The sequence below is a fragment of the Pseudomonas sp. COW5 genome, assembly GCF_026240005.1.
Taxonomy (GTDB): domain Bacteria; phylum Pseudomonadota; class Gammaproteobacteria; order Pseudomonadales; family Pseudomonadaceae; genus Aquipseudomonas; species Aquipseudomonas kribbensis.
On the sequence record NZ_JAPHVP010000001.1, the window covers coordinates 3,867,664 to 3,880,166 of the forward strand.

Consider the following 12,503-nt stretch of genomic DNA (forward strand, 5'->3'; position numbering starts at 1 on the left):
CCGCTATGACAACCCCATCCCCGACCGTTTCCATGGCGGACAAAGTTGCCCTGATCGACAGCCTCTGCGCCAAGGCGCGGATCCTGCCGGTGATCACCATCGCCCGCGAACAGGACGTGCTGCCGCTGGCCGACGCCCTGGCTGCCGGTGGTCTGACTGCGCTGGAAGTGACCCTGCGTTCGCAGTTTGGCCTCAAGGCGATCCAGATCCTGCGCGAACAGCGTCCGGAACTGGTAACCGGCGCCGGCACCGTGCTCGACCGCAACATGCTGGCCGCAGCCGAAGCGGCCGGTTCGCAATTCATCGTCACCCCGGGCATCACCCGTGACCTGCTGGAAGCCAGTGTCGAAAGCCCGATCCCGCTGCTACCGGGCATCAGCAACGCCTCCGGCATCATGGAAGGCTATGGCCTGGGTTATCGCCGCTTCAAGCTGTTCCCGGCTGAAGTCAGCGGCGGCGTGGCAGCGATCAAGGCCCTCGGCGGCCCGTTCGGCGAAGTGAAATTCTGCCCGACCGGCGGCGTCGGCCCGGCCAACATCAAGAGCTACATGGCGCTGAAAAACGTCATGTGCGTGGGCGGTAGCTGGATGCTGGATCCGGAGTGGATCAAGAATGGCGACTGGGCCCGTATTCAGGAATGCACCGCCGAGGCACTGGCGCTGCTGGACTGATCGCTTCACCCGACACTTCGTTGTGTGTTCTACGGCTTTAACGGTGCGCTTGGTCGGTGCACCGTTTTTTTTTGCCTGAAAAAGCTTTCGTTATCTCGCGATACGTTATTTGGAGATACATAGTTACCGCACCTGGCTTGGCGTGTGACGCTAACCTGCGTTCATCTTATGGAAGAGAGAACGCGTCATGGACAACCAGCCTTCAGCTCCACCGGTTTATCAACTGGCCCCCGAGCAAGTCGCCGGGCCGTATTTTCGCAATCCCAAGCTGTTGCGCCGCAATATCAGCGAAGGTGCCGAGGGCCTGCCTTTGCTGTTGCGCCTGACCATCGTCGATGCCATGACCGCCGAGCCGGTCAGCGGCGCTCTGGTGGATATCTGGCACTGCAACGCACGTGGTGCTTATTCCGGGTGGAGCCGGGTCAACCCGGATCAGGAAGTCGACGTTGAAGACATCGGTTCAATCCCGCGAACCGACGACGACACCTACCTGCGCGGTGGTCAGTTCAGCGATCACAAGGGCAGGGTGCGCTTCACCACGATCTATCCGGGTTTTTATGCCGGACGTGCCCTGCACATTCACGTGGCGGTGCGCATCGTCGCCGGCAACGAATATCTTGATGAGCGCAATGTGGCCTGGGTCGGGCAGCTGTACTTTCCGGAAGTGGTTTCTCGCGGTGTGCTCAACGCCAAGGCTTATCGTGGGCGGGCGTCCTCACCGCTGAACAACTGCCAGGACCACTACTACACCCGGATGTGCGGGGAGGCCTCGACGCTGACGGTCTGGCCGATCGGCCGTGAATCCCACGAGGACGGCTACTTCGGCCACCTCACGATCGGCATCGACACCTTTGCGGTGTCGTCGCAGATCAAGCCCGAGGACTTCGATAAATACACGGTTTAACGCAGTTCATTCAGCGCCAGAACCAGCGACTGAATCTCCGCCGCCGTCGTGGTCAATGACGGCGTGATGCGGATGCACGGCCCGCAGGCCGCGCCGTTGCGCACCACGGTAAACAGGTTGTAGTCGTTGAGCAGGCGTTCAACCATCGCCTGCTGGTTGGCATGCCGGGTAAAGCGCATCGAGGTGATGCCGCAATACAGACGCGGGTCGTCCGGGGTGGTGACCTCGATGCCCGGCAGGTTGCGCACGGCACTGACCCACAGATTGCGCAGGTAGTTCACCCGTGCACCCTTGGCCGCCGCGCCACCGAGCGCACGGTGTTCCTCGAACACCAGCGGCAGGGTCATCAGCGCCGGAATGTTCGGCGTGCTGTAAGGCGTGCGTGAGCGAATGTCGTTGAGCGGGAAATGCATCTCGCCCATGTCCGGGTCGATGTCCGCCAGACGCTGCGGAGCGATATACAGAAAGCCCAAGGTCAGCGGCGAGCCGATCCATTTGTGCAGGTTGTATCCGGCGAAGGCGATGCCCAGCGCTTCCAGATCGAACTCCATCTGGCCGAGGGCGTGGGCGCCGTCGAGGATGATATCGACGCCATGTTCCTTGGCCAGCGAGGCGATCGCCTGCACCGGCATCACCAGTCCGGTGCGGTGGGTGACGTGGGTCAGCGCCATCAGCTTGAGCTTTGGATGGCGAATGAACGCATCACGATAAGTTGCCAGCAGGCTGTCGAAACTGGCCGGGTGCGTGTGTTCGATCTCGATCACCTCGACCCCGCGATGGCGGCCCAGCCAGCGCATGGCGCCCTTGACCGTGTCGTATTCCAGATCACAGATCAGCACCTGATCGCCAGGCTCCAGCCGGTTGTAGTTGCGGATCAGCGACTGCAGGCCGGCGGTAGCGTTTTGAGTGAAAGCGATGCTTTGCGCGCGCACGCCGATCAGCTCGGCCAGTTGCGCGCGGATGTCGAGGCTGTCGTGCTGTTCGAAACGCTGGCGCACGTACACCGAGTTGCTGTTGTTGATCAGCTCGATGTGGCGCTGATAGTCCTCGACCACGGTGCGCGACATGCGTCCGAAGTAGCCGTTTTCCAGGTTTACGGGGCCGGGGTGGCGGTCGTAACGGTCGGCGAAGGTTTGCCAGAAGGCTTCGTCTCGGGCGCGGCGGGTGTTATCGGGCATGGTCGACTCGGATCAGGATGCGCCTCAGTGGCGCGGGGAGGGTTTGCCATGTTTGGCGCGCAGCGGTTCCAGCAGCTCCGACAGACCGTTGTGATCGATTTCCTGCATTAGCGCCAGCAGGCCGCCGAGTTCGCCGTGGGGGAAACCTTCCCGGGCGAACCAGTTCAGGTACGGGCCGGGGAGGTCGGCAATGATCCGTCCTTTGTACTTGCCGAAGGGCATTTCGCGGGTGATCAGCAACTCAAGTTTTTCAGGGTTCATCAAAGGTATCGTCTTGATTCGAAACAGTCTGGAAAATACAGGCATTCTGCATGCAGGCCAAATGACAGATCATGCAAATAACAGGCATACAGTTTTTTGTTTTATTTATAACTCATTGAAAATTAACAATTAAATTCCTTATCAAAAGCTGGCACGACCACTGCAACACTCCTTGCATCTTTCACCCACGCAAGGAATTGAAAAATGACTGACATGAATAAAGAAGCCATCTCCGTCCTCAACGACCTGATCGAAACCAGCAAGGACGGTCAGGAAGGGTTCAAGACCTGCGCTGAAGACATCAAGCACCCTGAGCTGAAAACCCTGTTCGTGAAACGCTCCGCCGACTGCGCTACCGCTGCTGCCGAATTGCAGGCGACTGTGCGTTCAATGGGTGGCGATCCGGAAACCTCCACCAGCGTCAGCGGTGACCTGCATCGTCGCTGGGTCGACGTCAAAGCGATGTTCACCGGCAAGGACGAAGAGGCAGTGCTCAACGAAGCCGAGCGCGGCGAAGACCACGCCCTGAAGGCTTATCGTGAAGCGATCGAGAAGATCAACAAGCACAACCTGGTCGGCATTCGTGATCTGGTCGAGCGTCAGTACCACGGCGTGCAACGCAATCATGATCAGGTGAAAGCGCTGCGCAATCAGGCGCGTGCCCGCTCGTAAGCGTCACCTGAAAAAAACTGTGGGAGCGAGCCTGCTCGCGATGACGGACTGATATTCAACAGTGATGTTGACTGATCTGGCCCCATCGCGAGCAGGCTCGCTCCCACTTTGTTTTTTTTGCAGAAAGATTCAGCCGATGCTGATGGCCGGCAAGGTCGGCAGGGTAACGGTCTGTTGCTTGCGTGGCGCCAGGATCTCGGCCTCGCCATCCACCACCAGCTCATCGCGCTGGTTGAACACGCGAGTGGCGATACGTACGCGGAACTTCGGCAGTTTCTCGAGGATTTCCAGGCGCACGGTCAGGGTGTCGCCGATCTTCACCGGCTTCTGGAAACTCATTTGCTGACCGATATAAATCGTGCCCGGTCCAGGCAGCTCGCACGCCACCGCCGCACTGATCAGCGCGCCGCTGAACATGCCGTGGGCGATGCGTTCCTTGAACATGCTGGCGGCGGCGAACTCGGCGTCCAGGTGCACCGGGTTGTGATCGCCGGACATCGCGGCGAACAGCTGAATGTCGCGCTCCTCGACGGTCTTGCTGTAGCTGGCGGTCTGGCCGACTTCGAGGGCTTCGTAAGGGATGTTGGTAACCTGGGTCATCGGTCTTGATTCCTGTGACGGATTAAATGAATCCACAAAAAATTATTCGCTACGGTGCGGACGGGGATGGCTCAGCGCCTGGTCGATCCAGGCCAGCACATCGGCGGTCACTTCGTCGCGGTTGGTCTCATTGAACAATTCGTGCCGCGCCTGCGGGTAGATCTTCAGTTGCAGGTTCTGGCTGCCGGCCGAGCGCAAGGCATTGGCCAGATCAGTCAGACGCTTGCCTTCACTCACCGGATCACATTCGCCGCCAATCACCAGCAGCGGCAGGCCCGGGTCGATCTGGGCGAGATTGGACGCTTTGCTGATTTGCTGCAACCCGCCGAGCAGGTCGATCCACAACTGATTGGTGCAGCGAAAGCCGCACAGCGGATCGGTGGCGTACTTGTCGACTTCGGCCGGATCGCGACTCAGCCAGTCGAACGCGGTGCGCGCCGGTTTGAATTTTTTGTTGAACGAGCCGAACGACAGCCATTCGATCAGCACGCTGCGACCCTTGGCGCCCTGGCGCAGCTTTTCGAACCGGGCGATTTGCCGGGCCGCGCGGTACAGCGCAACCGGCTGGAAATTCGAGCCGCTTAGAATCGCCCCATGCAGGCTGGCGCTGTGATGCAGCAGATAAGCCTGCGCGATGTAGCTGCCCATGCTGTGCCCGAGCAGCACGATCGGCACGCCGGGATGGCGCTGGCCGATGTGCTGGTTGAGGTTTGCCAGATCACCGACCACCTTGCACCAGCCATCGTCGTCGGCGAAATGCCCGAGCGTCCCATGATCGGCGGTTTTGCCATGGCCGCGTTGATCGGGCGCATACACACCGTAGCCTTCGGCGCAGAACGATTCGGCCAGTCGCGCATACCGGGCGCTGTGCTCGGCCATGCCGTGGGCCAGCAGAATCACCGCCTTCAGCGGCGCGTTCGGCAGCCACTGGTTGACGAAGAGGCGGCTGCGGTCACTCGCGTCCAGCCAGAAAGTGTCGTGGATCATGGCGATTCCTTTTGCGGCATGCTTTTGTTGCAGGGGATTGCAGAGATTGCATTGTATAGCGCGTCCGATCAGCCCACGCCACGGCAGGAAGATTCACACGATCAATGAGGACGTCGCCCATATTTGCCTGAATGACCATAGCTGCTAGTGTCCGTGAAGCCCCGCTTTTTGCTCTCGGCTTTTTCAGGGATAGAAAGAAATGACAGCGAAGCGGCCCCGGATCGGCTCAGGTAAAGAGGACAAGAACAATGCAACCTGATTTCTGGAATGACAAACGCCCGGCGGGCGTACCCCTGGACATCGATGCAAATGAATTCAAGTCGGTGATCGAGGTGTTCGAGCGTTCCTGCAAGAAATTCGCTGACCGCCCGGCGTTCAGCAACATGGGCGTGACCCTGACCTACGCCGAACTCGAGCGCCAGAGCGCCGCGTTCGCCGGTTACCTGCAAGCCCATACCGATCTGGCGCCGGGGGATCGCATCGCGGTGCAGATGCCCAACGTCCTGCATTATCCGATTGCCGTGTTCGGTGCCCTGCGCGCCGGGCTGATCGTGGTCAACACCAACCCGCTGTACACCGCGCGGGAGATGCGTCACCAGTTCAAGGACTCCGGTGCCCGGGCGCTGGTGTACCTGAACATGTTCGGTCAGAAGGTCCAGGAAGTGCTGCCGGACACCGACATCCAGTACCTGATCGAAGCGAAGATGGGCGACCTGATGCCCACCGCCAAGGGCTGGCTGGTCAACACCGTGGTCAGCAAAGTGAAGAAAATGGTCCCGGCGTATTCGCTGCCCCAGGCGATTTCCTTCAAGAGCGCCTTGCGCATGGGCCGAGGCTTGGGCATCAAGCCGTTGAAGGTCGGCCTGGACGACATCGCCGTGCTGCAATACACCGGCGGCACCACTGGCCTGGCCAAGGGCGCGATGCTCACCCACGGCAATCTGGTGGCGAACATGCAGCAGGTGCGCGCCTGTCTCGGCCAGTTCGGCAGCGACGGTCAACCGTTGTTGCGCGAAGGGCAGGAAGTGATGATTGCGCCGCTGCCGCTTTACCACATCTATGCCTTCACCGCGAATTGCATGTGCATGATGGTGTCCGGCAACCACAACGTCCTGATCACCAATCCGCGGGACATCGGTGGCTTCATCAAGGAGCTGAAGAACTGGAAGTTCTCGGCACTGCTGGGGCTCAACACCCTGTTCGTCGCGCTGATGGATCATCCGGACTTCAAGACCCTGGATTTCTCCACGCTCAAGCTCACCAACTCCGGCGGCACCGCGCTGGTCAAGGCCACCGCCGAGCGCTGGGAGCAGCTCACCGGTTGTCGCATCACCGAAGGTTACGGCCTGACCGAAACCTCGCCGGTAGCCTGCACCAACCCGTACGGCGAGCTGTCACGGATCGGCACGGTCGGCCTGCCGGTGCCGGGCACCCGGTTGAAAGTCATCAATGACGACGGTGTAGAGCAACCTTTGGGTGAGCGCGGCGAACTGTGCATCAAGGGCCCGCAGATCATGAAGGGCTACTGGCAGAAACCCGAGGCCACCGCCGAAGTGCTGGATGCCGAGGGCTGGTTCAAATCCGGCGACATTGCGGTGATCGACCCGGATGGCTTCGTGCGCATCGTCGACCGCAAGAAAGACATGATCATCGTCTCCGGTTTCAACGTGTACCCGAACGAAATCGAAGACGTGGTGATGGCTCATCCGAAAGTCGCCAACTGTGCCGTGATCGGTGTGCCGGACGAGCGTTCCGGGGAAGCGGTGAAGCTGTTTGTGGTGGCGCGGGAAACCGGGGTCAGCCTGGAAGAGCTGAAGGCCTACTGCAAAGAAAATTTCACCGCGTACAAGGTGCCGAAACACATCGTGCTGCGTGAGTCGCTGCCGATGACGCCTGTCGGGAAGATCCTGCGGCGGGAGCTGCGCGATATCGCCTGATCGGTGAATGGCCGCGCTTCGCGCGTTCGCGGGCAAGCCCGCTCCCACAAGGACGACAAAGTTCCCTGTGGGAGCGGGCTTGCCCGCGATGCTTTTAGGCGTACGACCCCGAAATTCGGGACTTTCAGGGTGTTATAGGATTTTTGCTCTAAAATGACTGCCAATGGTTCTTGAGTCATTAAAATGACCATGCGGGCCACTTTTGGCTCTGGTCGACCCTTGGCAAAGCTGCTACTCTCGGCGCGCTTTGTGACTTCTCGGCCTGATAAAAAGCCAGATTCACCAATACAAAACAAACACCAATAATAATCGCATCAAATGCGGTGCTGAATTCGCGTTGCTGAGGAGTGGGCTTCCATGATCGAAGACTTTTGGAAGGATAAGTACCCCGCTGGAATTGCTGCCGACATCAATCCAGACGAGTACCCGAATATTCAGGCAGTGTTGAAGCAATCCTGCCAACGCTTCGCCGACAAACCGGCGTTCAGCAACCTGGGCAAGACCATCACCTACGGTGAACTGTACGAATTGTCCGGTGCGTTTGCCGCTTATCTGCAACAGCATACCGATTTGCAGCCCGGTGATCGAATCGCCGTGCAACTGCCCAACGTGTTGCAGTACCCGGTCGCCGTCTTCGGTGCCATCCGTGCCGGGCTGATCGTGGTCAATACCAACCCGCTGTACACCGCGCGGGAAATGGAGCACCAGTTCAATGACTCCGGTGCCAAGGCGCTGGTGTGCCTGGCGAACATGGCGCACCTGGCCGAAGCCGTGGTGCCGAAAACCGGCGTCAAACACGTCATCGTCACTGAAGTCGCCGACCTGCTGCCGCCGCTCAAGCGTCTGCTGATCAACAGCGTCATCAAGTACGTGAAGAAAATGGTTCCGGCCTATCACCTGCCAAAAGCCGTCAAGTTCAACGACGTGCTGAGCAAGGGCCAGGGCCAGCCGGTCGCCGAAGCCAACCCGAACAGCGGCGACGTCGCCGTGCTGCAATACACCGGCGGCACCACCGGCGTGGCCAAGGGCGCGATGCTCACCCATCGCAACCTCGTCGCCAACATGCTGCAGTGCAAGGCGCTGATGGGCTCCAACCTCAATGAAGGTTGCGAGATCCTGATCACTCCGCTGCCGCTGTACCACATCTATGCGTTCACTTTTCATTGCATGGCGATGATGCTGATCGGCAACCACAACATCCTGATCAGCAACCCGCGCGACCTGCCGGCGATGGTCAAGGAACTGTCGAAGTGGAAGTTCAGCGGTTTCGTCGGCCTCAACACGCTGTTCGTGGCCCTGTGCAACAACGAAGGTTTCCGCAAGCTGGATTTCTCGGCGCTGAAAGTCACCCTGTCCGGCGGCATGGCCCTGCAACTGGCCGCTGCCGAGCGCTGGAAGGCGGTCACCGGTTGCCCGATCTGCGAAGGCTACGGCATGACCGAAACCAGCCCGGTGGCGACGGTCAACCCGATCCAGAACATCCAGATCGGCACCATCGGCATTCCGGTGCCGTCGACCCTGTGCAAAGTCATCGACGACGCCGGTGTCGAGCAGCCGCTGGGCGAAATCGGCGAGCTGTGCGTCAAGGGGCCGCAAGTGATGAAGGGCTACTGGCAGCGTCAGGAAGCCACCGACGAGATGCTCGACAGCGAAGGCTGGCTGAAAACCGGTGACATCGCGGTGATCCAGCCGGACGGCTACATGCGCATTGTCGATCGCAAGAAAGACATGATCCTGGTTTCCGGTTTCAACGTGTACCCGAACGAGCTGGAAGACGTGCTGGCGACCCTGCCGGGCGTGTTGCAGTGTGCAGCCATCGGTATTCCGGACGAGAAATCGGGCGAGGCGATCAAGATCTTCATCGTCGCCAAGCCAGGCGTCACGCTGACCAAGGAAACGGTGATGGAGCACATGCGCGCCAACGTCACCGGCTACAAAGTGCCGCGTTCGGTGGAGTTCCGCGATGCATTGCCGACCACCAACGTCGGCAAGATCCTGCGCCGCGAACTGCGCGACGAAGAGCTGAAGAAGATCAAGGCCAAGAGCGCCGCCTAAAACCAAAAAGCCCCGCAGATGCGGGGCTTTTTGTTGAAGCAGGAATCGCTTACTGGCGGAACGGCGCAAAGTTCACATTGGTCCCCGCCGGGCGCATGTCCTGCAGGTACGAGTCCTTGTCGGCGCTCAGTTCCAGGCTCAGGGCTGCCTTGCGTTTGCCTTCGTTGCGGATCACCAGACCTTCGAGTTTCTCGCGCAGAAACACGGTCGGCACTTTCAGGTGCAGCAGTTCGTCAGTGGCCGGGGTGTGCATCAACAGGTGAATCCACTCGTACTGACCGATGGCCAGACGCGACACCGGCAAGTCGAACCACCAGATGTTGCGGTTGCGGTTCAGTTCGGCGAAGTGGCAGTTGTTGGTGCCGAGCACGGCACCGCCCAGTTCCTGGTTGCGACGGGCGATGGCCTGCTTTTTATCGAGTTTCATAACATTCCTGCGGGATCGGTTCTGCGGCGCTTGGCGCCCTTATGGTGGGCATTCTCGGGGGTACGCTCGCAAACATAAAGCGCAACCTGCACGCCGCGACGAAATGAAGCCCTGAAAATAAATGAAACTTGGCGCAAACCGGGTCAGTCAATCATTACGTACTGACTTTTCCCCTTCAATGCACCAAGGAGAAACACCATGAGTAGCACAGGCGATAAAGTAAAAGGCATGGCCAACGAAGCGGTCGGCAACATCAAGCAAGGTGTCGGTAAAGCCACCGACAACACCAAGCTGCAAGCCGAAGGCAAACTGCAAGAGAAGAAAGGCGAGGCCCAGCAAGCGGTGGGCAAAGCCAAGGACGCGATCAAGAAAGGCGTCGACAAGGCTTGATCCAGCCTTGAACGAAACACCGAAGCGGCCATCCAAGGATGGCCGTTTTTGTGTGTCGTTCACATGCAGTCACGGATCACAGTGTTTCAGAGTCGCCAAGTAGGCTACTTTGATGAGAGAAAACGGCCCCTGAGTCGCCACGACTTCAACCTGTTTTGCGGCGAAAGGAGACGCGAATGATTTTCCCCGACATGAAAGGCCTGCCCCTGCACCGGGTCATCGTGCGTACTGTCACCGAGTTCATGGAAGACGAGATGTCGACCTATGCCTCGGCACTGGCCTACCAGATGCTGTTCTCGCTGTTCCCGTTCATTCTGTTCCTGATCGCCCTGATCGGTTTCCTGCATCTGCCGGACTTCTTCTCCTGGCTGCGCCTGCAATCGGAGCTGGTGTTGCCGCCTCAGGCGCTGGAGCAGGTCAACCCGGTGATAGACCAGTTGCAACAGTCCAAGGGCGGTCTGCTTTCCGTGGGTATCGTCATCGCCCTGTACACCGCTTCCGCCGGCGTGCGCCTGATGATGAGCGCGATGAACGCCGCCTACGACGTGGTCGAGGGCCGGCCGATCTGGAAGCGCTTCCCGCTGTCGATTTTCTACACCGTCGGCATCGCCGGCATGTTGCTGGCCGCCGCCGCGTTGATGGTACTTGGACCGCAGGTGATGGGCTGGATCGCCGGTCAGTTCGGGCTGGAAGATTTCATCGTCACGGTGTGGACCATCGCCCGTTGGCCGGTGATCGTGATCCTGATGATGGTCGCCGTCGCGTTGATCTACTACGTGATGCCCGACGTCAAACAGGAATTCCGTTTCATCACCCCGGGCTCGGTGCTGGCGGTGGTGGTGTGGATCGTCGCGTCCCTGGGGTTCGCGTTCTACGTCAAGACGTTCGCCAACTACAACGCCATGTATGGCAGCATCGGTGCGATCATCGTGTTGCTGCTGTATTTCTACATTTCCGCCGCGGTGCTGTTGCTGGGGGCGGAGATGAATGCGGTGATCGAACACATGTCCAGCGAGGGCAAGGACCCGGGCGAGAAAGTCCCCGGCGAACTCGATGAGCATCCCAAACAACACGTTTCCGGCCTGGGGCGCGATCAGTCGCTCAAGCCGAACACTGACGAAGCCTGACCATGATCCGTGAAATCCTGAAGATGGGCGACGAGCGCCTGCTGCGCATAGCCCCGCCGGTGCCCGCTGAGATGCTCGACAGCCCGGAGCTGTGGCAACTGATCGACGACATGTTCCAGACCATGGAAAGCGTCGGCGGTGTCGGCCTGGCCGCGCCGCAGATCGGCGTCGACCTGCAACTGGTGATCTTCGGCTTCGAGCACAGCGAGCGTTACCCGGACGCCGAAGCCGTGCCGCAGACGATCCTGATCAATCCGCTGATCACGCCGCTCAGTCCGCTGATGGAAGAGGGCTTCGAAGGATGCCTGTCAGTGCCCGGCCTGCGAGGAGCGGTGGATCGTTATCAGCAGATCCGCTACGAAGGTGTCGACCCGAAAGGGCAGCCGATCGTGCGTGTGGCTTCGGGGTTCCATGCAAGGGTGGTACAGCATGAGTGCGATCACCTGATCGGGCGGCTGTACCCGTCGCGCATCACCGATTTCAGCAAGTTCGGTTTTACCGAAGTGATGTTCCCGGATCTCGATCCCAACGCTGACGATTGATCTTCCGAACACCGCCAATCTTTGTGGGGGCGGGCTTGCTCGCGAAGGCGTTGTGTCAGTCGCTGCATCTGTTGACTGACTCGCCGCCTTCGCGAGCAAGCCCGCTCCCACATTTGATCTTTATGGCGCAAGCTCCATGGCAATCATCGGCTTGCTCCGCGCATAACGGCTCAAGCGCTCGGCCATCGCCTGGGGCAGGGCGGGGTCGAAGGTGAAGCCGCGTCGCTCGTAGAAACCGCGCAAGTCCGGGTGGCAGAACAGCCACACCGGCGCCTCCACATCCTTTACTGCCGCCGCGATCAATTGCGCGGCAATGCCTTGTTCGCGACAGGCCGGATCAACGAACAACCCGGTCAGCCAGTGCCCGCCGAACACCGGCCGCAGGCACAGCGCAGCCACGATCTCCTCGCGCCGCGCCACCCACAATTGCGCCTCGCGCACCGCTTTCATCGACGATTGATGCTGGCGGTAGAACTTGTTCATCAAAGGCCAGGATAGGTCGTCGAGCTGGCTGTAGCGGGTGTCGGTCATGAATCGGACTGCCGGTGCAAAAGTCGCGGATTATAAAACAACGGACTCGCCGGGATAGGTGTATACCTGATCTCACATCCCCTTCAGAGGAGTACGCGTCATGTCCAAAGGTATGGATGCGAAGAAAGCTGCGAAGAAGAAACCGGCCAAGACCGCCATCGAGAAGCGCCACGAGAAAAGGGCGAAGAAAGTCGATATTTTTGGCCATTGATACCGTTCCA

Annotated in this window: 14 protein-coding genes; 8 read left to right on the forward strand and 6 right to left on the reverse strand. The window is 59.7% G+C overall.

The features are described 5' to 3' along the window. The first annotated feature begins 5 nt into the window (after nt 1–5). The gene (locus OQ248_RS17605; RefSeq protein ID WP_011335602.1) at nt 6–671 is read left to right on the forward strand and encodes a bifunctional 4-hydroxy-2-oxoglutarate aldolase/2-dehydro-3-deoxy-phosphogluconate aldolase; all 666 of its coding nucleotides are present in this window, start codon (nt 6–8) and stop codon (nt 669–671) included. A gap of 187 nt (nt 672–858) precedes the next feature. Continuing rightward, nucleotides 859–1,575 carry an intradiol ring-cleavage dioxygenase gene (locus OQ248_RS17610; RefSeq protein WP_265813450.1) on the forward strand — a complete coding sequence of 239 codons (717 nt, stop codon included), beginning with the start codon at nt 859–861 and terminating at the stop codon, nt 1,573–1,575. Here OQ248_RS17610 and OQ248_RS17615 read toward each other — a convergent pair. Next, nucleotides 1,572–2,753 (reverse strand): aminotransferase class V-fold PLP-dependent enzyme, encoded by a 1,182-nt coding sequence (locus tag OQ248_RS17615; protein WP_265813451.1) that lies wholly within the window; start codon nt 2,751–2,753, stop codon nt 1,572–1,574. The two genes, OQ248_RS17610 and OQ248_RS17615, sit on opposite strands and share 4 nt — an antisense overlap. Before the next feature lie 24 nt (nt 2,754–2,777). Further along, nucleotides 2,778–3,014 (reverse strand): DUF3820 family protein, encoded by a 237-nt coding sequence (locus OQ248_RS17620; protein ID WP_265813452.1) that lies wholly within the window; start codon nt 3,012–3,014, stop codon nt 2,778–2,780. 204 nt (nt 3,015–3,218) lie between these two features. Here OQ248_RS17620 and OQ248_RS17625 point away from each other — a divergent pair, with 204 nt between their 5' ends. Continuing rightward, nucleotides 3,219–3,686 (forward strand): PA2169 family four-helix-bundle protein, encoded by a 468-nt coding sequence (locus tag OQ248_RS17625; RefSeq protein ID WP_085709662.1) that lies wholly within the window; start codon nt 3,219–3,221, stop codon nt 3,684–3,686. Nucleotides 3,687–3,815: 129 nt separating this feature from the next. Here OQ248_RS17625 and OQ248_RS17630 read toward each other — a convergent pair whose 3' ends face one another. Both OQ248_RS17630 and OQ248_RS17635 read right to left on the reverse strand, forming a co-directional pair. Then, on the reverse strand, nt 3,816–4,286 hold the full coding sequence (locus OQ248_RS17630) for a MaoC family dehydratase (protein WP_003227420.1): 471 nt from the start codon (nt 4,284–4,286) through the stop codon (nt 3,816–3,818). Between the two features lie 42 nt (nt 4,287–4,328). After that, nucleotides 4,329–5,273: an alpha/beta hydrolase gene (locus OQ248_RS17635; protein WP_265813453.1), complete on the reverse strand. Its 945-nt coding sequence runs from the start codon at nt 5,271–5,273 to the stop codon at nt 4,329–4,331. Nucleotides 5,274–5,521: 248 nt separating this feature from the next. On the opposite strand from OQ248_RS17635, the gene fadD2 reads away from it, so the two are divergent. Both fadD2 and fadD1 read left to right on the forward strand, forming a co-directional pair. Next, complete coding sequence (gene fadD2 / locus OQ248_RS17640; protein ID WP_114885026.1) at nt 5,522–7,210, forward strand: long-chain-fatty-acid--CoA ligase FadD2; 1,689 nt, start codon at nt 5,522–5,524, stop codon at nt 7,208–7,210. Nucleotides 7,211–7,567: 357 nt separating this feature from the next. Beyond that, nucleotides 7,568–9,265: a long-chain-fatty-acid--CoA ligase FadD1 gene (gene fadD1 / locus OQ248_RS17645; RefSeq protein WP_114885024.1), complete on the forward strand. Its 1,698-nt coding sequence runs from the start codon at nt 7,568–7,570 to the stop codon at nt 9,263–9,265. Between the two features lie 49 nt (nt 9,266–9,314). On the opposite strand, the gene OQ248_RS17650 is transcribed toward fadD1, so the two are convergent. Then, complete coding sequence (locus OQ248_RS17650; protein ID WP_007951149.1) at nt 9,315–9,692, reverse strand: hypothetical protein; 378 nt, start codon at nt 9,690–9,692, stop codon at nt 9,315–9,317. Between the two features lie 198 nt (nt 9,693–9,890). Between OQ248_RS17650 and OQ248_RS17655 the strand changes: the two genes are divergently transcribed. From OQ248_RS17655 to def, 3 genes are all read left to right on the forward strand, one after another. Further along, nucleotides 9,891–10,082, forward strand: coding sequence for a CsbD family protein (locus OQ248_RS17655; RefSeq protein ID WP_248742534.1), 192 nt, complete (start codon nt 9,891–9,893; stop codon nt 10,080–10,082). Between the two features lie 176 nt (nt 10,083–10,258). After that, nucleotides 10,259–11,209, forward strand: coding sequence for a YihY/virulence factor BrkB family protein (locus OQ248_RS17660; protein ID WP_085709666.1), 951 nt, complete (start codon nt 10,259–10,261; stop codon nt 11,207–11,209). A gap of 2 nt (nt 11,210–11,211) precedes the next feature. Beyond that, nucleotides 11,212–11,751, forward strand: a complete 540-nt coding sequence (def, locus tag OQ248_RS17665; protein ID WP_114885021.1) for a peptide deformylase — start codon at nt 11,212–11,214, stop codon at nt 11,749–11,751. 120 nt (nt 11,752–11,871) lie between these two features. On the opposite strand, the gene OQ248_RS17670 is transcribed toward def, so the two are convergent. Further along, nucleotides 11,872–12,282: a GNAT family N-acetyltransferase gene (locus OQ248_RS17670; protein WP_265813454.1), complete on the reverse strand. Its 411-nt coding sequence runs from the start codon at nt 12,280–12,282 to the stop codon at nt 11,872–11,874. Between the last annotated feature and the right edge of the window lie 221 nt (nt 12,283–12,503).

What these genes read in the sequence shown, in the direction of transcription:
- OQ248_RS17605 (WP_011335602.1), top strand. Translation starts at nt 6, where the DNA reads ATGACAACCCCATCCCCGACCGTTTCCATGGCGGACAAAGTTGCCCTG.
- OQ248_RS17610 (WP_265813450.1), top strand. Translation starts at nt 859, where the DNA reads ATGGACAACCAGCCTTCAGCTCCACCGGTTTATCAACTGGCCCCCGAG.
- OQ248_RS17615 (WP_265813451.1), bottom strand. Translation starts at nt 2,753, where the DNA reads ATGCCCGATAACACCCGCCGCGCCCGAGACGAAGCCTTCTGGCAAACC.
- OQ248_RS17620 (WP_265813452.1), bottom strand. Translation starts at nt 3,014, where the DNA reads ATGAACCCTGAAAAACTTGAGTTGCTGATCACCCGCGAAATGCCCTTC.
- OQ248_RS17625 (WP_085709662.1), top strand. Translation starts at nt 3,219, where the DNA reads ATGACTGACATGAATAAAGAAGCCATCTCCGTCCTCAACGACCTGATC.
- OQ248_RS17630 (WP_003227420.1), bottom strand. Translation starts at nt 4,286, where the DNA reads ATGACCCAGGTTACCAACATCCCTTACGAAGCCCTCGAAGTCGGCCAG.
- OQ248_RS17635 (WP_265813453.1), bottom strand. Translation starts at nt 5,273, where the DNA reads ATGATCCACGACACTTTCTGGCTGGACGCGAGTGACCGCAGCCGCCTC.
- fadD2 (WP_114885026.1), top strand. Translation starts at nt 5,522, where the DNA reads ATGCAACCTGATTTCTGGAATGACAAACGCCCGGCGGGCGTACCCCTG.
- fadD1 (WP_114885024.1), top strand. Translation starts at nt 7,568, where the DNA reads ATGATCGAAGACTTTTGGAAGGATAAGTACCCCGCTGGAATTGCTGCC.
- OQ248_RS17650 (WP_007951149.1), bottom strand. Translation starts at nt 9,692, where the DNA reads ATGAAACTCGATAAAAAGCAGGCCATCGCCCGTCGCAACCAGGAACTG.
- OQ248_RS17655 (WP_248742534.1), top strand. Translation starts at nt 9,891, where the DNA reads ATGAGTAGCACAGGCGATAAAGTAAAAGGCATGGCCAACGAAGCGGTC.
- OQ248_RS17660 (WP_085709666.1), top strand. Translation starts at nt 10,259, where the DNA reads ATGATTTTCCCCGACATGAAAGGCCTGCCCCTGCACCGGGTCATCGTG.
- def (WP_114885021.1), top strand. Translation starts at nt 11,212, where the DNA reads ATGATCCGTGAAATCCTGAAGATGGGCGACGAGCGCCTGCTGCGCATA.
- OQ248_RS17670 (WP_265813454.1), bottom strand. Translation starts at nt 12,282, where the DNA reads ATGACCGACACCCGCTACAGCCAGCTCGACGACCTATCCTGGCCTTTG.